The sequence below is a fragment of the Pseudomonas sp. TE6288 genome (assembly GCF_054062095.1).
In genome coordinates, this window is sequence record NZ_JBSSEW010000027.1 from 44,492 (window position 1) to 65,916 (window position 21,425).

A 21,425-nucleotide genomic window follows, 5' to 3' on the forward strand; every position below is an offset into this window, starting at 1 on the left:
CAAGGCCACTGTGATGAAATGCGACCCTTCGCTCCTTCGCCCCGCCCAGCCCACCGTGAAAACCCGCCTGATTCGCCAATTGCTCGTCCCCCCCCTGGTCATCCTGTTGATGGTCGGTTTAGGGATGGCTGGCTTCCTGATCAGCGAAAGCAACGGTATCCGCACGCTCAGTGAAAACGGCGAGCGCCAGCTGGAGCTGCATGCGCGCACCGTCGAAAGCGAAATAAGCAAGTACACCTACCTGCCCAGCCTGCTCGAGCTGGAAGACAGTGTCTCGCGCCTGCTCACCGACCCCGATGCCGGTGACCGCCAGGCCGTCAACGAATACCTCGAAGGTCTGAACCGGCGCAGCCGCAGCCGGGCGATCTTCGTCCTCGATACCAATGGCCGGGTCCAGGCCACCAGCAACTGGCGCGACGCCGACTCTTTCCTCGGCGAGGACCTGGCATTCCGCGCCTACTTCCAGGTCGCCGTGCGCGGCGAACCCGGGCGGTTCTACGGTATCGGCAGCACCACCGGCGAGGCCGGCTACTACCTGGCCCACGGCCTGGAGGAACACGGCAAGATCATCGGCGTGGCCGTGATCAAGGTGCGCCTCGACACCCTCGAGGAGCGCTGGCAGCGTGCCCGCCTGGAGGCTTTTGTCAGCGACGAGAACGGCATCATCATCCTTTCCAGCGACCCGTCCCGGCGCTTGAAATCGGTGCGCCCGCTTAACCCACAGATCAAGGAGCGCCTGGCGCGCAGCCTGCAGTACTACTGGTGGCCGCTCAACGAGCTGCAGCCGCTGGCCCGGGAAACCCTCGCCGATGGCGTGGAGAAGCTGACCTTTCCGGCCAACAGCGAGACCGAGCACGGCAAGCAGCGCGACGTCTCCTACCTGGCCCAGACCCGCCGCCTGGCCGACACGCCCTGGCACTTCACCCTGCTCACCCCCCTGCAGGACCTGCGCCGCGAGTCGATGGTGCAGGGCATTCTGGTCGGGGTGGCTTTCGCCCTGCTGGCGATCCTGGCCATCGCCTGGAATGAGCGACGCAAGGTGATCGCCACCCGCCTGGCGGCACGCGAGGCACTGGAAGAGGCCAACAGCCAGCTGGAGCGCAAGATCACCGAGCGCACTGCCGACCTGCGCGCCAGCAACGAACGCCTCAAGGGCCAGATCCGTGAGCGCCGCCATGCCGAACAGACCTTGCGCCACGCCCAGGACGAGCTGGTCCAGGCCGGCAAGCTGGCGGCCATCGGCCAGATGTCCACCAGCATCGCCCACGAACTCAACCAGCCGCTGGCGGCGTTGCGCACCCTGTCCGGCAACACGGTACGCTTCCTCGAGCGTGGCGCGCTGGAAACCGCCAGCACCAACCTGCGCACCATGAACGACCTGATCGATCGCATGGGCCGCATCACCGCGAGCCTGCGCTCGTTCGCCCGACGCGGCGACGACAGCGGCCAGGCGTCGCTGGAAAAGGCCGTGGAAGCCACGTTGCAAGTGCTGGCCAACCGCATCAGTGCCTGCCACCTGCAACTGCACCGCCAGTTCGACGACCCGTTGCTGGCCATCGACCAGACCCGCCTGGAACAGATCCTGGTCAACCTGATCGGCAACGCCCTCGACGCCATGGCCACCCAGCCCTTGCCGCAACTGTGGCTCGAAGGCGAAACACAGGGCGACAAGTACCGCCTGCGGGTGCTCGACAATGGCCACGGCATCGACGCCGAGGCGCGCAAGCACCTGTTCGAACCCTTCTTCACCACCAAACCGGGCGAGCATGGTCTGGGCCTGGGCCTGACCTTGTCGGCAAGCCTTGCCACCGCGGCCAAGGGTACACTGAGCGTCGAACACCCCAGCGGTGGCGGCACCGCGTTCGTCCTTGCCCTGCCCCTGGTCACGCCCCCTAGCGAATTGGCTGAGCCTCTATGAATCAAGCACCTCTCACCGTCCTGATCGTCGAAGACGACCCGCACGTGCTGCTCGGCTGCCAGCAGGCGCTGGCCCTGGAAGATATCGCCTGTGAAGGCGTCGGCAGCGCCGAACAGGCCCTCGAGCGCATCGGCGACGACTTCGCCGGCATCGTCGTCAGCGATATTCGCCTGCCGGGCATCGATGGCCTGGAGCTGCTAAACCGCCTCAAGGCCCGCGACCGCAGCCTGCCGGTGGTGCTGATCACCGGCCACGGCGATATCGACATGGCGGTCGGCGCCATGCGCAACGGCGCCTACGATTTCATGGAAAAGCCCTTCTCGCCGGAGCGCCTGGTCGATGTGGTGCGCCGCGCCCTGGAGCAACGCGGGTTGTCCCGCGAAGTGTTCGCGCTGCGCCGCCAGCTGGCCGAACAGAGCAGCCTGGAAGGCCGCATCATCGGCCGCTCGCCGGCCATGGAACATCTGCGCGAGCTGATCACCAACGTCGGCGATACCTCGGCCAACGTGCTGATCGAAGGTGAAACCGGCACCGGCAAGGAACTGGTCGCCCGCTGCCTGCACGATTTCAGCCGGCGCCAGGGCCAACCATTCGTGGCGTTGAACTGCGGCGGTCTGCCGGAGAACCTGTTCGAAAGCGAGATCTTCGGCCACGAGGCCAATGCTTTCACCGGCGCGGGCAAGCGCCGCATCGGCAAGATCGAGCACGCCAACGGCGGCACGCTGTTCCTCGACGAAGTCGAGAGCATGCCGATCAACCTGCAGATCAAGCTGCTGCGCGTGCTGCAGGAGCGTACCCTGGAGCGCCTGGGCTCGAACCAGAGCATCCCGGTAGACTGCCGGGTGATCGCCGCAACCAAGGCCGACCTCGCCACCCTGGGCCAGAGTGGCCAGTTCCGCAGCGACCTGTACTACCGCCTCAACGTGGTCACCCTCGAGCTGCCACCGCTGCGCGAACGTCGCGAGGACATCCTGCAGCTGTTCGAACACTTCTTGCAGCAATCGGCCTTGCGCTTCGACCGCGAGGCGCCGACCCTCGACAGCCAGACCCTTTCGCAGCTCATGGCCCATGACTGGCCAGGCAACGTGCGCGAGTTGCGCAACGTCGCCGAGCGCCATGCCCTGGGCCTGCCCGCGTTCAAGAAGGGCACCAGTTCCGGCGCCAGCCAGGGGCTTGGCTTCGCCGAAGCGGTGGAGGCATTCGAGCGCAACCTGCTCAGCGATGCGCTGCAACGCACAGGCGGCAACCTCAGCCAGGCCAGCCAGGAACTGGGCATGGCCAAGACCACGCTGTTCGACAAAGTGAAGAAATACGGCCTCGGCTGACCTGCAACCCGAACCTGGAAAGACAACGTGGACCTGGTATTCAAAGCGGCCCTGGGCGCCGGCGTGGTGGTGCTCCTGGCGGTTCTGTCGAAGACCCGCAACTACTACATCGCCGGTCTGGTACCGCTGTTTCCCACCTTCGCCCTGATTGCCCACTACATCGTCGGCAAGGGCCGTTCACTGGCAGACCTGAAGACCACCATCCTGTTCGGGATGTGGTCGATCATTCCCTACTTCGTGTACCTGGCGACGCTGTACCTGCTGGTCGAGCGCATGCGCCTGGAGGCCTCGCTGGCCCTGGCCACGGTGGCCTGGCTGGTGGCGGCCACCGTGCTGGTGACCCTGTGGGTGCGGATGCACTGAAGCCATCGTGATTCGCTCTAAAGCCCGGCGATATGCGTATCCTGCCGGTTCGACTGCAGGTAAGGCAGTACCGCCCCCAGCAGCGGCGCCTTGAACGGCTCCTGGAACCGGTGCGCCAGCCCTGGAATCAGCCGCAACTGGCTACCCTGGATGTGCGCCGCCAGATGCACCCCATGCATCACCGGCAACAACGGGTCGGCCGTTCCATGCACCACCAATGTCGGCACCCGCAGTTGGTTGAGCAACTCGACCCTGCTGGGTTCGGCGAGGATCGCCATGATCTGGCGTTTCACACCCTCCGGATTGAACGCCCGGTCATAGGCCAAGGCGGCCTGCTCGATCAGGGCAGCGCGGTCATCATGGACCTCGGGGCTGCCTAACGCCGCCAGCAAGTCGGCTTGCTGCTCGATGGCCACCTCACGACTCGGTGCACTGCGCCGCGCCAGCAGTTGTACCAGTGCCGGGGCCGGGGCTGGCAGGCCAACGGCGCCCGAACTGGACATAACCAGTGTCAGGCTGCGTACCCGCTGCGGCGCCATCGCGGCTATATGCTGGGCGATCATGCCGCCCATGCTCACCCCCAGCACGTGAAACTGGCGAACCTCGAGCGCATCCATGAGGCGTACGCCATCATTGGCCATGTCCGACAGGCTGTAGGGTGCAGAAACCGGCAACCCCAGCTTGTAGCGCAGCAATTCGAGGGTCAGGCTCGCCGAAGCCGGCATTTGGTTCCAGCGCGACAGGCCGACATCGCGGTTGTCGTAGCGGATCACCCGAAAGCCCTGGCGACACAAGGCCTCGACCACATCATCCGGCCAGTGGATCAATTGCCCGCCCAGGCCCATCACCAACAGAAGCACAGGATCGCGGGGCGCACCGACACTCTGGTAGACCAGGCTCAACTCACCCAGCTCGGCCCGTTGCACAGGCACATGGACGTCACAACGGCTCTCGGCAAAGCTCGCCGGCACGACCAGTAAAAAGAAGAAAAATAAAAACGCCCGCATGAAAGAAACACCAGAATGCAGATCCCCAATTGAGCGCGAGTCTGATAAATCTCTTGCCAGCGCGCTGCCACAAAACAGTGACAGTTTGATGAATCCTGCCGAATGGCGAGATACGATAATTAACTACGACCCAGCAAGCGCCCCCCTTTCCTTCAATGGCGTTGCCGTATCCGGCAACTCTCAAGAAGGATCGACCGATGCACGAGCTGACACGCCCCCTCCCTCCCTTTGCCCTTAAGCCCCTGCCACTGGACGCCGTGCCGCCGGACGTCCCGGTTGTTCATCGAGCACGCAAAGCGTGCGAAGACCAGCGACGGACATTCGATACACTGCTGCGCCAGGCGCCCGGCGTTCGCCAGATCATTGGCACTTGGTTGAAAGAAACACTGTCCATCGCCCCCGGGCAAGTCGACCTGGTGCTTGAAAGTGCGCAGCAACCACAAAGTATCAATCTCGTTGCGTTGACTGCCTGGGCCCGACATCACGCCACACATCCCACGATTGACCGTTGCGCACGCATCACCGGTAACCTTGGAGCGCTGCCCCGGCCACCCAGCAAATTAGTGGCACATCTGGCAACTCTGAATCTCCCCAGCCTCGTTCGGCAGTGCTGGAGCCGCTACTGGGGGGAACGGGCTGCGGGAACGCCCATGAGTCGAAAGGAACAGGCACGCGCACAGTACCGACGCCATTTCGAGTCCACCGTCGATATCGCGTTCGCCATTGATCCCTCGGCGGCGGCGCTCCGTCCAGTGCTAGGTGCCATGGACAATCCGCAGTGGCTGCGGATCGATCATCGCCAACTGTTTATCGAAACACCCGCCTGCGAGCCAGGAGCGCTGATCTTCAGCATCGAAGGCGAAGCGGCGCTGACCGTCTACTCCCCCGGTAGCAGCGAAACCCTCAGTTACCACGTGTCACGCCAGGCTCTGGAGTCCAAGCTCGGGCATACCACCTACAACGCACTGGACTCGATCGACAAAGGTTTCGATACCCTCTTCGATAATCTGGAGAGCCGCCTGCTGGCAACGCTCGACCACGACCCCGGCGAAAGCCTTGGCAACGCAGCCACAGCATTGGCGCTGGCTGATCAACTGTATAGCGACTGGCGCCATCCAACGGTTTTCGCCATGCCGTTTGCCCTTGAATCCGCAGAGGACGACGATCCCTGCGACCACTCACTGTTCGAGCTGGCCCCCTTTGGCATTGAGGCACAATGGTCAAGGCGCGTGCAGTTGGTCGCTCTACAACTGGAAAAGTTGGCAGAGCTTTCCCAGCAAGACCTTGAGGAATACCAGCGCCAACAAGGTGTTCTGCTCAAGGCGCGTGAGGCCGCCCAGCCCCAGATAGAGGCCATCCTGACCTCGGCGAAATGGCACTCCGACGCTCGCCCGGTCACAGCCCCACCCGCTTTGTTGGCGGCTCACGGCCAAGCCCTGCTGGCCCATGCCCGAATGAAACGGTTGCTGGGCGAACTGGCGCCTGACGTACTCGCGTTGGTTGAATCACTTTTCAACCCGCAGGACGACAGCGCGCTGACGGCTTCACCCGTATTGCGCTCGGCCCCAAGTGCCCCGTCAGGCAGCCCTCGCGAACAGGTGCTGCACGACGTTGTTGTCATCGCCAAGCGCACGCTCCTAGACACCCCCGATACCCGCCAACCCTTCGCCATTTACTGGCTCGGTGGGCACGGAGGGCTGTTGCAGTGCAACGACCAGGGCGTACTCGCTCGTTATCTGTTCCAACATGGCACAGAGCTGTCGCTTCGCTTCGAGCCTATCGTCGGCGACAGCCTTGCCTACGCACTCGACACGCAACTGACGCATGCGCGCCAAGCCTGGCAGACACTGCAGAACGAGAAAGGGCTCGATGCCGCGGCCGCTGAACTACCGCAGGCAAGACAGACCCTGGGCCAACACCTGCAGGTCTCATGGCAGGGCACGCGGGAGGCGGCGCTCTCCCACCTGAAAGAGGAGCAACAGCTTACAAGCAGGTTAGGCAGCTCACCCACCGCCTTCGCCAAGATGACCGAAGAGGTGCGCACCTCTTTCAAGACCATGGCCAATGACTACTTGGCAGCCTTGCGCGACAGCCAGGCGCTGATGGATCGCGACCTGCCGGAGCGCGAGGCGTTCTGCCAGAAATGGGTGTCGAAAACCCTGATACAGGATTTCGATGGTTTCGACGGTGGCCGGATTCTTCTGCAACTCCCGCTATCAACAAGCTGGCGCAATCATCCGGTCGTCGGCAGTGGCGCTCCAGGAACACCGACCCGGCCAGTGCTGACCGCAAGCCTTGAGACCGAGGAGGTCACGCTGGAAAGCCTGCTGTTGCAAAACATCGACAGCACCATGCTGGAACGCCTGAATTTCGTCAAACCCAAGCGCGCCGATGGGCAGCCGCCAGGGCAGTCCATCGAGAAAGGCCTCGATCGCAAATACTTGCAAGGCCTGGCACACCGCCTGGACCTCGCTGGGCGCTACGAATCGGCGCTCCATGCCGCATTCAGCGACCCCACTGAGTCGGAATATGCCCATGCCTACCGCCGAGAGTGCCTGATCGCCCCTCACCGTTTGATGCTGAAGTTGCAAAACCTGCTGTATCACCAGCGAGGGGACTTGGATAGCGTCGGTCACGCGATCCTTTGCGTGGCAATCGATGCCGACAGCCGATCGGCCTTCCAGGCCGACGGCCATGACATTCAATTGTTGCCCGCCCAGTTGACGGCTGGCGGCAAGGATACCGACGAGCAATCCACGACACTGTCGGGGGTGACGTTCATCGAGGACCGCGCCAGCAAGGTCACCTTGCTCTATCGTCCCGATCACCCGACCCACGGGCTGCGCCAGTACGACAGTCTCGAACAAGCGCGGCTGGCGCTGTTCGATGAACGCGACGACTACCTCGTCAGCCGGGCACTGAGCGGAAACCCTGGCGCCCATCGCACACGGCTGCGCGAAGCGCGCATTCGCCATTTCGACCGCATGATAGGAGTAGGTACCGCCTGGCCCGCCACCACCTCACTGGCCGCCCACCTGCTCGAGGCCCATCGAGGGCGCCTGGTGATGGAACATCGCGCGACGTCGCGCTCCAACCTGGACCTGTTCTTCGAGCACTTGGCCGGGCAGAGCGCTGGCGTGCTGATAGGGTTCAAGATCGCCCTGGGGGCGATCCCGTTCCTGGGGCTGCCGATCAGCGCCTACGACGCATTCGTCAGTGCCACCGAGGTGGTGAAAGCACTTTCCAAAGGCTCGTCCAGTGACGTCCTGCAAGCTATCAACGACTTGATCGTCTCGCTGGTCGATGTCGCAATGGATGCTCTCGGTGTCGGTATTGGCCTCAATACCGCGTCCCTGCGTCGAGCGGCCAGGATGCGTCGTATCCGTGGACAGGGTGAAGGGACCGTACACCTGCGCCAGGATTCATCGCCCCAACGCAGCCTCGACCGCTTCACCGGGCTGGAGTATGAGCAGCCACTGTCACTGGAGGGACTGCAACCGGCCACCCATGGCAAATACCGAGGCATCTATCGGCATACCGAAGGCAACTTCATCCGGGTCGGCAAGCAAACCTACAAAGTGAGCTGGGACACGACCGCCCACACCTGGCAGTTGGATGGCAACACCCGCCACAAGTGGAAACGCGCCATTGCTCAAGACGAGCACGGCCAGTGGGATACGCACTTCGCGCTCTATGGTGTACACCGCCAGGGCGCAGGCAGCGGTGGCGGACAAGTCCTTGGGCGTGTCGCCGGACAAGCCCTTGGGCCTGTCGCCGATACGCTCGAACCACTCTGGCCCGCGGCGATACGCGAACGCTTGCCACGCTGGTGGCGAGACCACGCCTATCGCCAGCACAGGCGCTTGCGCGACAGCATTCCCCGCGACTTAGAGTTACTGCAACGTCGTAGCGACGAGCTCAATCAGCAAATGACGCGCGCCCTGGAACAACAGGGAAAGCTCGACGCGCGACTGAAGGCTTCGCTGAAAAGCACCCTCGCCGACGCAGAACGCATTCACCGTGATTGCCAGGCATTCCAGCAGGTTGCCGCCGGGCGGATTCACAAAAGGGCGCAAGATCAGGCGAACGACCTGGCCCTACTCATTTGCAATGGTCGTCAACGCCTCAGCAAAGAAGCCGGTACCCAACTCACCCTTGCGATGGATGAAGTAGATAATCTCAAGCTACGTCTTCAGCAAAAATCCGACAAACTCGCGACGGACCTCGACGACGAGCAGTTCCTGATCGTCGCCCAGCAGTTGTCCTCGCTGAGGGTCAACATGAACCAGGCCCGACTAAACGCACTGGCGGCTGTAGACGATATCCGCGAGCAAGTCACCCATCTACGAACCTGGCGCAAGCAGGTACGACAGGTGGGCGAACATCGGGACATGCTGAACACCATCGACGGCACCCTGAGCGCTTTCACCGATCCTGTCCTGAACTACATGACTGTCGGCCAACTGACTGCGTTGTTGGTCAAACCGGGCCAGGCCTTGAGCGGCGCCGGCATCCATTTGCAATTGTTGATGAAAGAACCGCGAGCAACACTGGACCGCGCACTGTATGCCCTGCATCAGCTGGGTGAAACAAAAGCCTCCGCCGTACAACGTGTCGCCATCATGACGACGTCGCTACAGCACTCCGAACGTTTTCGTCATCAGTTGAAATATTGGCTCGATAGCTATGCTCCGTGTATCGAACCCGCTGCCGCGCAGCGCCTGGAGACATCATTGACGGCCTATGAAGCGCATTTCAAAGGGCTGCTGCTCAATAAAACCAAGCCAGCGCCGCTGTCCAGCAAGAAAGGTACCCAACAGCCCCGCGTCTTCGAGACCACCGACAACCGCCTGCTAGTCGGTGAGCCAGACCAGCATAGCCCCAACGTGTACCGCATCACCGGGGTCAACGGGCGGACCGAAATCTATCTTCAGGATCGCTCGGGAAAATTCACCCTGACCAACCCGGACACCGCTCCCAGCGTTGGCCGTACCGTATCCCTGAAGGAGCTGCGTACCGAGGCCAGGCGTCAGCTGGACGAACTGCAAGCGTATCGAGGTAAGGTGCAGCAGTACGCCAATCAAGGCATGGAAGGTGGGAGTCTTGACGATCTCATGCAGTTCAAGGCTACCGACCTGGAAAACCTGGCCTCGCGAATCGCTGAGCAGGCGAGCGACGACAGCCTGGTGCAACGGTTGCGCGACATGGCACGGGAGTCGACGCGGCATGGCAAGGCACTGCGCGTCAGCTACATCATGGGTACTCACCAACCGAATGGCGGGCAGCTTGATTATTTGCACGAAGCGGGCCTGGTCCGGATCGAGAAGGAGGGCGCACTGGTAGAGCTGCGAAGGACCAGCGAGGGCCGCAGGGACTTCCTGCAGGAGTTCGTGGTACTCGATACCCGTGAAACCCCGCCACGTCCACTATGGTATGCCCACTTCCATTTCAACAAGGCCAATCCCTCCTTCGACGATTTCGTCAAGGCGCACTTGAAGACCGTCCCTCAACGGCGCCTTGGGCGGGAATGGCAGGACAGCCACGTCGAGCAGATCTGGCGCGGTGAACTGACGCGGGTCATCGCTCGCAAGCACTTCACGGCATTGTTCTGATCGACCGCGAGGGGCCCGGCCCAGGCCCCTCGCGCCATACATCGACAGACACCATCAACATGAGGGAAACTCAACATTTCTGAGCAGTCTGCGCCCGAATATCGTTGGAGTTTCACCGTGCTGGAAATACGTCACTTGAAAACCCTTCACGCCCTGCGCGAAGCTGACAGTCTGGTGGAGGCCGCTGAACGGTTGCACCTGACGCAATCGGCGCTCTCCCACCAGTTCAAGGAACTGGAGGAACGCCTCGGCCTGCCCCTGTTCGCGCGCAAGACCAAGCCGATCCGCTTCACCAGCGCCGGCCTGCGCCTGCTGCAACTGGCCGACGCCACCCTGCCCCTGCTACGTGGCGCCGAGCGTGATATCGCCCGCCTGGCCGGCGGCACCGCCGGGCGCCTGCACATGGCCATCGAGTGCCACAGCTGCTTCCAGTGGCTGATGCCGACCATCGACCAGTTCCGCGACGCCTGGCCGGAAGTGGAGCTGGACCTGGCCTCGGGCTTTGCTTTCGCCCCGTTGCCGGCCCTGGCCCGTGGCGACCTCGACCTGGTGGTGACGTCCGATCCGGTGGACCTGGCCGGCATTACCTACGTGCCATTGTTCACCTACGAAGCCATGCTCGCCGTGGCCAACCAGCACCCGTTGGCCGGCAAGCCATACATCGTGCCCGAGGACCTGCTCGACCAGACCCTGATCACCTACCCGGTGGAACGCGACCGCCTGGACATCTTCACCCGCTTCCTGGAGCCGGCCGACATCGAGCCGGCCGCGGTGCGCACCTCGGAGCTGACGGTGATGATGATGCAACTGGTGGCCAGCGGTCGTGGCGTATGCGGCATGCCGCACTGGGCCCTGCACGAGTACAGCTCGCGGGGTTATGTGAAGGGCAAGCGACTGGGCGACAAAGGGTTGTTTGCCACGCTTTATGCAGCGGTGCGCACCGACATGCTCGATGCGCCGTACATGCGTGACTTCCTGCTGACCGCCAAGGACACCTCGTTCGCCACCCTCGACGGGGTCAGCGCGGTGCGTTGAGGCCTGCGCGCCACAGCGGCAGGATCAGGTCGCGGGTCAGCGGCGCCAGGTTCAGCGTGTTCGTCTGGTCTAGGGCCAGCCAGATGACCTCTTCGATTTCCGCCGCCGGAGCCACCGCCTCGCGGCACTCGACACGGAACAGTTCGGCCTGGACCTCAAATCCCGGTTCGTTGGCGGCCGGGGCGCTGAAGCGGCCCAGGTGGATGGCCTGGGCGGGATCGACATGCAACCCCAGTTCCTCGTGCAGCTCACGCACCAGCGCCTGCGCCGGCGACTCGCCCGGGTCGATCTTGCCACCCGGCTGCATGAAGGCCAGGGTGTCGCGCTTGCGTACCAGCAGCGTCCGCCCTTGGGGGTCGATGAGCAGGGCGGCGGCGATTCGGATGGTCTTGGGCATGTTGGACACTCGGTTTACTGAGGTTGCGCAGGATACCTGACAGGGCCCTGTCGCGGGGCAAGTCGCAGCGGAGAACCGCTGCTCCCACGAGTACTCGACAGGGCCAGAACAGGCAGACGAACGGCCCCTTGTCATTCCTCTGCTTACCCGCCATAACCAACCCATGAACCTGCCCGCCCAGCTCCACCCGGTGCTCGACCTGTTCCACCCCGCCGTCGCCACCTGGTTCCGCCAGCGCTTTGCCACGGTCACCGAGGCCCAGGCCGGCGCCTGGCCGCTGATCCATGCCGGCCAATCGATGCTGCTGGCCGCGCCGACCGGCTCGGGCAAGACCCTCAGCGCCTTCCTCGCGGTGCTCGACGAGTTGTTCCGCCAAGGGTTGGAACACGGCGGCGCGCTACCCGCGCAAACCCAGGTGGTCTATGTGTCGCCGCTCAAGGCGCTGTCCAATGACATTCGCCTCAACCTCGACGCCCCGCTCACGGGCATTAGCCACCAGTTCGCACAGCTCGGTCTCGAGGCCCCGCGCATCACCACCGCCGTGCGCACCGGCGACACGCCCCAGAAAGACCGCGCCGCGATGCGCAAGCTGGCACCGCACATCCTGGTGACCACGCCGGAATCACTGTATGTGCTGATGGGCTCGGCCTCCGGCCGCCAGGGGCTGGCCAGTGTGCACACGGTGATCGTCGACGAGATCCACGCCCTGGCCGGCAACAAGCGTGGCTGCCACCTGGCGCTGACCCTGGAACGCCTGCAAGCCCTCGCTGGCCGACCTTTGAGACGTATCGGCCTGTCGGCGACCCAGCGGCCTGTGGAGCGCGTGGCGCAGTTTCTAGTTGGCCACGAACGGCCCTGCGCCATTGTCGATATCGGCCATGTCCGCAAACGCGACCTGGCTCTGGAAGTGCCGCCCGTGCCACTGGGCGCGGTGATGGCCACCGATGTCTGGAGCCTGGTCCACGACCGCCTCGCGGTCCTCGCCCGCGAGCACCGCACCACGCTGGTGTTCGTCAACACCCGACGCCTGGCCGAGCGCCTGACGCGCCACCTGGGTGAACGCCTGGGCAACGACGCGGTCGCCGCCCATCATGGCAGCCTGGCCAAGGAGCATCGCCTGGCTGCCGAGCAGCGGCTCAAGGCCGGCGAACTGCAGGTGCTGGTGGCCACCGCGTCGCTGGAGCTGGGCATCGATATCGGCGATGTCGACCTGGTCTGCCAGATCGCCTCGCCCGGCTCGATTGCCGCGTTCCTGCAGCGGGTCGGACGCTCCGGCCACCAGGTCGAGGGCATCCCCAAAGGCCGCCTGTTCCCCACCTCGCGGGGTGACCTGATCGAATGCGTGGCGTTGCTCGACTGCGTGCGCCAGGGCGAGCTGGACGCCCTGCACATTCCCCGCGCGCCACTGGACGTGCTGGCCCAGCAGATCGTCGCCGAAGTCAGCAACCAGCCGTGGGCCGAGCGCGCCTTGTTCGACATGCTGCGCCAGGCCACACCTTATACCGAGCTGGACGAGAGCCATTACCTGGCCTTGCTGCGCATGCTCGCCGAGGGCTACAACGGCCGCCAGGGGGTGCGCGGCGCCTACCTGCACCGCGATGCGGTGAACGGCACCCTGCGTGGGCGTCGCGGCAGCCAGCTGACCGCGCTGACCAGCGGCGGCACCATCCCCGAAACCGCCGACTACACCGTGCTGCTCGAACCCCAGGCGTTGAACATCGGCAGCGTTAACGAGGATTTCGCCGTCGAGAGCATTGCCGGCGATATCTTCCAGCTGGGCAACGCGTCGTACCGCATCCTGCGCGTCGAGCCTGGGCGGGTGCGGGTCGAGGATGCCCACGGCTTGCCGCCGACCATCCCGTTCTGGCTCGGCGAGGCGCCCGGGCGCAGCGACGAGCTGTCCGCCGCGGTGGCCCGGCTGCAGCAGCGCATCGACCAGCAATTGCAGGCCGGCGACGCTCAACAGGTGCTGGCCTGGCTCCAGGCAACTTATGAACTGGACGAAGCCTGCGCCAGCCAACTGCTGGACTACCTCGGCCGCACCTGGCAGGTGCTCGGCGCCCTGCCCTCGCAGCAGACACTGGTGATGGAGCGCTTTTTCGACGAGTCCGGCGGTACCCAACTGATCATCCACTCACCCTTTGGCAGCCGTATCAACCGCGCCTGGGGGTTGGCCCTGCGCAAGCGCTTCTGCCGCACCTTCAACTTCGAACTGCAGGCGGCGGCCAGCGAGGACGCCATCGTGCTGTCACTGTCCACCAGCCACAGTTTCGACCTGGACGAGGTGTGGCGCTACCTGAACAGCCGCAGTGCCGAAGCGATCCTGATCCAGGCATTGCTCGACGCCCCGCTGTTCGGCGTGCGCTGGCGCTGGAATGCCGCCGTGGCCATGGCCCTGCCGCGTTACGTGGGCGGTCGCAAGGTGGCGCCGCAGATCCAGCGCATGAAAAGCGAGGACCTGGTGGCCTCGGTGTTCCCCGACCAGCTCGCCTGCCTGGAGAACATCGTCGGCGAGCGGCAGATCCCCGATCATCCATTGGTCGAGCAGACCCTCGACGACTGCCTGCACGAGGCCATGGACAGCGAAGGCTGGCTGGCGCTGCTGCGGCGCATGGAGCGCGGAGAAGTAGACCTGCTCAGCCGCGACCTGCCAGCCCCGTCGCCGCTGGCCTCGGCGATTCTCAATGCCCGCCCCTACACCTTCCTCGACGATGCGCCGCTGGAAGAACGGCGCATCCAGGCGGTGCTCAACCGACGCTGGAGCGACGTACACAACGCCGACGACCTGGGCGCGCTGGACGCCGACGCTATTGCCGCGGTGCGGGCCGAAGCCTGGCCGCGTGCCGGCAACGCCGACGAAATGCATGAGGCGCTGATGAGCCTGGGGGGCGTGACCGAGGACGAAGTAGATGCCAATGACGCCTGGCGCGACCTGTTGCAGCAATTGGCCAAGGCGGGCCGGGCTTGTCAGCTGGATACGGGCGAACACCGTCTGTGGCTGGCCCGCGAGCGCCAGCAGGCCCTGTTGACGCTGTACCCGGATGCACGCCTGGAACCGGACATGCCGCTATTGCCGGGCTATGACGCCCTCGTCGATAGCGATACCGCCCTCACGGAACTGCTGCGCTGTCGCCTCGATGGCTTTGGCCCGATGACGCTGGAGCAGATCACAACACCTCTGGCGCTGAAGGCTGGCGACTGCGAACAGGCCCTGGCCCGCCTGGAGGGCCAGGGCCTCGTGATGCGTGGCCATTTCAGCCCCGGCCAGACGCGCCTGCAATGGTGCGAACGGCACCTGCTGGCGCGCATTCATCGCTACACGGTCAAACGCCTGCGCCAGGAGATCGAACCGGTCAGCCTGCAGGACTACCTGCGCTTCCTGTTCGACTGGCAGCACGTGAGCGGCGAAGCCCGCCTGCGTGGGCCGCAGGCGGTGCCCGAGGTGCTCGCCCAGTTGCAAGGCTTTCCCGCCGCCGCCGGGGCCTGGGAAAGCGACCTGCTGCCGGCGCGGATCAAGGACTACAGCCCCCACTGGCTCGATGACGCCTGTCGCAGCGGCCAGTGGGCCTGGAGTCGGCTGGCGGCGACGCTGGCGGCCAGCACCCTGGCCAGCACGCCCCTGGTACTGCTGCCGCGCGAGCACCTGGGGTTGTGGCGCAGCCTCACCCCGGCGCCCGACCTCGAACAGCTGGGCGCCCGCGCGCAGCGAGTCCTGCAAGCCTTGCAGGAGCAAGGCGCGCTGTTCTTCGACGAACTGGTCCATGAAGCCCGCCTGTTGCCCAGCGAGCTAGAGTCGGCGCTGCAGGAACTGGTGGGCTCGGGCCTGGCCAGCGCCGACGGTTTCAGCGGCCTGCGCAGCCTCATCAGCCCGGCGGCCAGGCGCAGGCCCCGCACCAGCCGGCGCGGGCACCCAGCACTGTCGAGCAGCATGGCCCATGCCGGACGCTGGGCCTTGCTGCGCCGCTCGGCCGCCACGGTCGACAGCGACCAGCGCCTGGAACACGTGGCCCGCAGCCTGCTGCGCCGCTATGGCGTGGTGTGCTGGCGCTTGCTGGAGCGCGAGAGCGATGTGCTGCCCGCGTGGCGCGCACTGCTGCGCTGCTATCAGCGTCTCGAGGCGCGTGGCGAGATCCGCGGGGGGCGCTTCATTGCCGGGTTGGCGGGCGAGCAGTTCGCCTTGCCCGAAGCGGTTGGGTTGCTGCGCCAGGTGCGCAACCGCGCGCTGGGCGGGGAACTGGTGGTGGTCAGCGGCTGCGACCCTCTTAACCTGGTCGGCACACTGCTGCCGGGAACGAAAGTGCCGGCAGTGGCGGGCAATCGGCTGCTGTACCGCGATGGGGTGCCAGTCGCCAGTCGCGTGGCAGGGAAGTACCTGTTTGCGGTCGAAGCATCGGCCAGCGAACAGGACCATTGGCACCAGCTTCTGTTGCGCGATGCAGCAACCTAGGGAGCGGCGGTGTGCGTGCCGCCGCTCCCGCCGGTTCAGCCCTTGGCCTGAAAACCGGCGAAGCGCTTGTTGAACCCGGCCACCCGCCCTTCCACCGTGGTCTTGCGCTGCTGCCCGGTGTACACCGGATGCGAAGCGCTGGACACATCCAGCGCGACGTAGGGGTAGGTCTGGCCATCGCTGTGCACCTGGGTGCGGTCGGTATTCACCGTAGAGCCGATCAGGAAGTACACATCGGCAGCCGTGTCGTGGAACAGCACCGGGCGATAATCGGGATGAATGCCAGCTTTCATGACGCAATCTCCTGGGAAGCACATTAGATACTTTATAACATATCATAATGCGAATGATTTTCGATACCCGAATTTTCATTTTTGTGCCGCCCGGTACGCTGGCAAAACGCCGCCCAACCGGGCTATGGTCGGCCTTTGCCCAGGCCCCTGAGCCTGACCGAGCCATCCGCAAGGACCCCGTATGAGCCTGTCACTTCTCAGCCGTTACGCCTTCTTCGCCGCCTGCGTGCTGTTCACCTTCGCCAGCCTGCCCTTCCTCGCCCACGACTGGCTGTGGCCGTTCGCCCTGACCACCGGCGTACTGAGCCTGATCGGCGTGTTCGACCTGCTGCAGCAGCGCCACGCGGTACGCCGCAACTATCCGATCCTCGGCAATATCCGCTACCTGGTCGAGGGCATCCGCCCGGAGATCCGCCAGTACCTGCTGGAGTCCGACAGCGATGCGCTGCCCTTCTCCCGGGCCCAGCGCTCGCTGGTGTATGCCCGGGCCAAGAACGAGGCCTCGGACAAACCCTTCGGTACCTTGATCGATGTGTACGAGTCGGGCTTCGAGTTCATCGGCCATTCCATGCGCCCCGCGCCGCTGGCCGACCCGGCCGCCTTTCGCGTCGTGGTCGGCGGCCCGCAATGCACCCAGCCGTACTCCGCGTCGATCTTCAACATCTCGGCCATGAGCTTCGGCTCGCTCAGCGCCAACGCCATCCGGGCCCTGAACCAGGGCGCCAAGCTGGGCAACTTCCACCACGACACCGGCGAAGGCAGCATCAGCCCCTACCACCGCGAACACGGCGGCGACCTGGTCTGGGAGCTGGGCAGTGGCTACTTCGGCTGCCGCACCGCGGATGGCCGTTTCGACCCCGAGCGCTTCGCCGCCCAGGCGCAGAGCCCGCAGGTACGGATGATCGAGATCAAGATGAGCCAGGGCGCCAAGCCCGGCCACGGCGGCATCCTGCCCAAGCACAAGGTGACCCAGGAGATCGCCGAGACCCGCGGCATCCTCATGGGTGAGGACTGCATTTCGCCGTCGCGTCACAGCGCCTTTTCCACGCCGGTCGAAATGATGCAGTTCATCGCCCAGTTGCGTGAACTGTCCTGTGGCAAGCCGGTGGGCTTCAAGTTCTGCCTCGGCCACCCGTGGGAGTTCATGGGCATTGCCAAGGCCATGCTGGAAACCGGCATCCTGCCCGACTTCATCGTCGTCGACGGCAAGGAAGGCGGCACCGGCGCCGCCCCGGTGGAGTTCACCGACCATATCGGCGTGCCGCTGCGCGAAGGCCTGCTGTTCGTGCACAACACCCTGGTGGGCCTGAACCTGCGCGACAAGATCAAGCTCGGCGCCAGCGGCAAGATCGTCAGCGCGTTCGACATCGCCAGCGTGCTGGCCATCGGCGCCGACTGGGCCAACTCGGCGCGCGGCTTCATGTTCGCCATCGGCTGCATCCAGTCGCAAAGCTGCCACACCAACAAATGCCCGACCGGCGTGGCCACCCAGGACGCCCTGCGCCAGCGCGCATTGGTGGTGCCGGACAAGGCCCAGCGGGTGTTCAACTTCCATCACAACACCCTGCGCGCCCTGGCCGAAATGCTCGCCGCCGCGGGGCTGGAGCACCCCGCGCAACTGGAGGCCAAGCACCTGGTGCGGCGCATCTCGGCTACCGAGATCAAGCTGTTCTCGCAGATGCATGTGTTCCTCAAACCGGGGGAGTTGCTCACCGGCGAGGTCAACGGACAGTTCTATTCGCGGATGTGGCAGATGGCGCGGGCCGACAGTTTCGAACCACAAGCAGCCTGACGCCGCTTAATGGTTAGCGATTGGCTCGTTCAGGCGCTACGAACAGCAGTGCCCTGAACGAACCTTCGACGATCTCATCCGTTTTCACCCACTCATCAATCGGCAACTGTGTCGTATTCACAGCCCCAGGCTGGGTAATCAGCCAAAGGCGCTTGAAGTGGTGTAGCAGATCCTGTGGCTTGGCGATGTAAAGCTCATTTGAACGTTGATAGAACAACGTCAACGTACCGAACGTCGTTGCGGCCTGCCCGCTTGGATCGGGTTCAACAGGGGTGAAGAAAAAAGTGGGCTGCCCCGTAGCGTTGTAGTAATCGATAGACAAATAAGCCCTTTTACGGTCCCCCATCACTGCATCACCAGGGCGCCACCGCTCATTCACCTGAGCCATGATGGCGCCCAGATCGCCGCCTGGCTTGGCCTGGTAATTGTACAGATTGGCCAACCCGACGAACTCAACGAACAGACACCCCACAAGCGCCAACGACACTATTGGCTTGGGCCCGATGTCCATGGCGATAGCCATGACCAGGGGCAGCCCCAAAAAGGCGAAAAACAGATAGCGATTGATGTACAGCGGCATCACATACGAGGCCAGCCACAGCACGAAAATGGGGACAAAGCAGTAACTGAGCAGCAGGACACTCGGCTGACCGGGCGCCACGACACGGCGCAGGACACGCAGCGAAGCCAGAACAATGAAAAACGCCAGCACGACGCTGAAAACATCGGAGTATCGAGTGACGACACTGAGGGTGAAAGCTCTCCAGAACGATTGCGGAATGCTGATTACCGAGGTGGGGTAATTGACGATCCAACCTACCAGCTCGCGATGTCCCAGTTGCTGATACAACACCGGCAGCCAGGGCAGATAAGCAATGACCATCAGCAAATGTCCCAGCCACCATACGCGGGACAATACGAGCGTCCGTCCCTGCGCGTCCTTGCTCAACGACAGATAAAGCCAGTTGGCCAACGCACACAACGCTGAAAAATAATGGGTGTACATGGCGGCGACCATTAACAAGCAGTAGGCCACCAGGTAGATGTTCTTCTGCCTGCTTACCCATTGCCACAACATGTACAGGGCCGTTAGCAGCAGCAGGCCAAGTAACGCGTACATCCGCACTTCCTGGCTGTAACGCACCCCTATCGGAAACAGCGCCAACAGCAATCCGGCGATCACCGAGGCCCGCCAAGACGCCAACTGCCGGGTTAGCAGCATGCCGATACCGACCGTAGCGACGCCCGCGCAAACGCTGAGACTACGCACCGCCAGTGGTTCACTGCCGAACCAGTGCATCCAGTAGTGCAGAATCAGATAATAGAAAGGTGGGTGAACATCCCGGGCGGTGTGAAACAGAATCTGCCCAGGTGACAAGCGGCTGAGTAACACACTGAACGCTTCATCCAGCCAGATAACCGGCAACGTAAGCTGATGCAGCCGTACCGCCGTACCTATCAGCAGAATCGCCAGCACCACACAGATCTTTGCAGCACCGTGCCAACGTAGCGAAACAGTCATTGTTCGTCCTTGCCCGCTTTCAGGCCCCGCTCAGGCTGACCATGCCTGGGGCATCAGGTCACGCCCGCTACAGGTTGGGTATACCTAGCGTGACCGATACCTTAGCCAGGACCTGGAAACTATTCTGCTGGTAAAAATGCCAGTTGACGCACAGCCTGCCCGGCGATGCCCACAAAAACGAAGCCCCGGCACTGGCCGGGGCTTCGTTCATCAGGAGGCGGTACTCACCGCGCCCTCGGCCTCTTTAGGCGCCAGGCGGAAGGTGTAGTACAGCGCCGTCAGCAGCACCAGGAACGCCGGGCCGATGTACAGGGCCACGCGGGTGTCCGGGAAGTACGCCATCAGGCCCACCACCAGCACCAGGAACGCCAGCGCCAGGTACGAGCTCAGCGGCCACAGCCACATGCGGTACTTCAGCGCATTACGCACGGCGGTGGTGAGCCCGGCGCGGAACTTCAACTGCGCCAAGAGGATCATCACCCAGGTCCAGATCGCGCCGAAGGTGGCGATGGAGGTCACCCAGACGAACACTTTCTCCGGCACCAGGTAGTTGGCCAGGACACCTAGCAGCAGCGCGGCGATGGACAGCAGCAGCGCATTGCGCGGCACGCCGTTCTTCGACGTGCGGGCGAAGGTGGCCGGGGCCTGGCCGTTCTGCGCCAGGCTGTAGAGCATGCGCCCGGTGCTGAAGATGCCGCCGTTGCACGACGACAGCGCGGCGGTGATCACCACGAAGTTGATGATGCCGGCGGCAGTCTTGATGCCGAGGCGCTCGAAGGTCATCACGAACGGGCTGCCCTGGCTGCCGATCTCGTTCCACGGGTAGATCGACAGGATCACGAACAGCGCGCCCACGTAGAACAGCAGGATGCGCCAGAACACCGAGCCGATGGCCTGGGGGATGGTCTTCTGCGGGTTGCGCGCTTCGCCGGCGGTCAGGCCGATCATCTCCACGCCCAGGTAGGCGAACATCACCATCTGCAGCGACATCAGCACGCCAGTCACGCCGTTGGGCATGAAACCGCCGTTGCTCCACAGGTTGGAGACGCCCATGGCCACACCGTCGTTGCCGAAGCCGAAGGCGATGATGCCGATGCCGCCGAGCACCATGGCGATGATGGTGACGATCTTGATCAGGGCGAACCAGAACTCGAACTCGCCAAACGCCTTGACCGCGATCAGGTTGATCGCGCCCATGCTGCCCAGGGCCATCAACGCCCAGATCCAGCGCGGCACGTCGGGGAACCAGATGCCCATGTAGATGGCCACCGCGGTGATCTCGGCGACACAGGTCACCAGCCACAGGAACCAATAGTTCCAGCCGGTCAGAAAGCCCGCCAGCGGGCCGAGGTAGTCTTGGGCGTAGCGGCTGAACGACCCGGCGACCGGGTTGTGCACGGCCATCTCGCCAAGGGCGCGCATGATCACCAGGATGGCCAGGCCACCGATGATGTAGGAGAGCATGATGGCGGGGCCGGCCATTTCGATGGCCTTGGCCGAACCGAGGAACAGGCCGACGCCGATACAGGCGCCGAGGGCCATCAGACGGATGTGCCGTTCGCCCAGCTCGCGCTTGAGCGGGCCGCCCTGGGCGGACTCGCCTTGGGCAGGGTGGTTGCCGACTGGCATAGCAATACAACCTCATTTTGTTATTGGATTTGACCTTCGTGCAGCACCGGCCCTGCCGATAGGCGGGGCGTCGTCTTGCCAGGCG

12 protein-coding genes are annotated in these 21,425 nt (G+C 64.0%); 7 read left to right on the forward strand and 5 right to left on the reverse strand.

Annotated elements, in window-relative coordinates; translation table 11 throughout:
* Positions 1-13 precede the first annotated feature (13 nt).
* From aauS to ACVWY1_RS23425, 3 genes are read left to right on the forward strand one after another with little or no spacing between them, the layout of a single operon-like run.
* Complete coding sequence (aauS, locus tag ACVWY1_RS23415; protein WP_102685431.1) at positions 14-1,918, forward strand: two-component sensor histidine kinase AauS; 1,905 nt, start codon at positions 14-16, stop codon at positions 1,916-1,918.
* The gene (gene aauR, locus ACVWY1_RS23420) at positions 1,915-3,243 is read left to right on the forward strand and encodes a two-component response regulator AauR (protein WP_277501760.1); all 1,329 of its coding nucleotides are present in this window, start codon (positions 1,915-1,917) and stop codon (positions 3,241-3,243) included. The genes aauS and aauR overlap by 4 nt, the downstream gene beginning before the upstream one ends.
* Before the next feature lie 27 nt (positions 3,244-3,270).
* A complete protein-coding gene (locus tag ACVWY1_RS23425; protein ID WP_277501761.1) occupies positions 3,271-3,606 on the forward strand; it encodes a GlpM family protein in 336 nt (111 codons plus the stop codon).
* Between the two features lie 17 nt (positions 3,607-3,623).
* On the opposite strand, the gene ACVWY1_RS23430 is transcribed toward ACVWY1_RS23425, so the two are convergent.
* Complete coding sequence (locus ACVWY1_RS23430) at positions 3,624-4,613, reverse strand: alpha/beta fold hydrolase (RefSeq protein WP_102685428.1); 990 nt, start codon at positions 4,611-4,613, stop codon at positions 3,624-3,626.
* A 197-nt stretch (positions 4,614-4,810) separates the two neighbouring features.
* On the opposite strand from ACVWY1_RS23430, the gene ACVWY1_RS23435 reads away from it, so the two are divergent.
* The gene (locus ACVWY1_RS23435) at positions 4,811-10,225 is read left to right on the forward strand and encodes a hypothetical protein (RefSeq protein ID WP_457378817.1); all 5,415 of its coding nucleotides are present in this window, start codon (positions 4,811-4,813) and stop codon (positions 10,223-10,225) included.
* 117 nt (positions 10,226-10,342) lie between these two features.
* Positions 10,343-11,260, forward strand: a complete 918-nt coding sequence (metR, locus tag ACVWY1_RS23440) for a transcriptional regulator MetR (protein WP_110701935.1) — start codon at positions 10,343-10,345, stop codon at positions 11,258-11,260.
* Here metR and ACVWY1_RS23445 read toward each other — a convergent pair.
* Positions 11,244-11,657 (reverse strand): NUDIX hydrolase, encoded by a 414-nt coding sequence (locus ACVWY1_RS23445; RefSeq protein WP_102685179.1) that lies wholly within the window; start codon positions 11,655-11,657, stop codon positions 11,244-11,246. The genes metR and ACVWY1_RS23445 overlap by 17 nt on opposite strands.
* 163 nt (positions 11,658-11,820) lie before the next feature.
* Here ACVWY1_RS23445 and ACVWY1_RS23450 point away from each other — a divergent pair, with 163 nt between their 5' ends.
* Positions 11,821-16,104, forward strand: coding sequence for an Lhr family helicase (locus ACVWY1_RS23450; RefSeq protein WP_457378818.1), 4,284 nt, complete (start codon positions 11,821-11,823; stop codon positions 16,102-16,104).
* 35 nt (positions 16,105-16,139) lie between these two features.
* Here the strand turns inward: ACVWY1_RS23450 and ACVWY1_RS23455 are convergent, their stop codons facing one another.
* A complete protein-coding gene (locus ACVWY1_RS23455) occupies positions 16,140-16,397 on the reverse strand; it encodes a type B 50S ribosomal protein L31 (protein ID WP_102685177.1) in 258 nt (85 codons plus the stop codon).
* 181 nt (positions 16,398-16,578) lie between these two features.
* Between ACVWY1_RS23455 and ACVWY1_RS23460 the strand changes: the two genes are divergently transcribed.
* Positions 16,579-18,189, forward strand: coding sequence for an FMN-binding glutamate synthase family protein (locus tag ACVWY1_RS23460; protein WP_102685176.1), 1,611 nt, complete (start codon positions 16,579-16,581; stop codon positions 18,187-18,189).
* Positions 18,190-18,202: 13 nt separating this feature from the next.
* On the opposite strand, the gene ACVWY1_RS23465 is transcribed toward ACVWY1_RS23460, so the two are convergent.
* Positions 18,203-19,711, reverse strand: coding sequence for a glycosyltransferase family 39 protein (locus tag ACVWY1_RS23465; protein WP_102685175.1), 1,509 nt, complete (start codon positions 19,709-19,711; stop codon positions 18,203-18,205).
* A gap of 210 nt (positions 19,712-19,921) precedes the next feature.
* Entirely contained in the window at positions 19,922-21,340 is a 1,419-nt protein-coding gene (locus tag ACVWY1_RS23470) for an amino acid permease (protein WP_457378819.1), read from the reverse strand.
* Between the last annotated feature and the right edge of the window lie 85 nt (positions 21,341-21,425).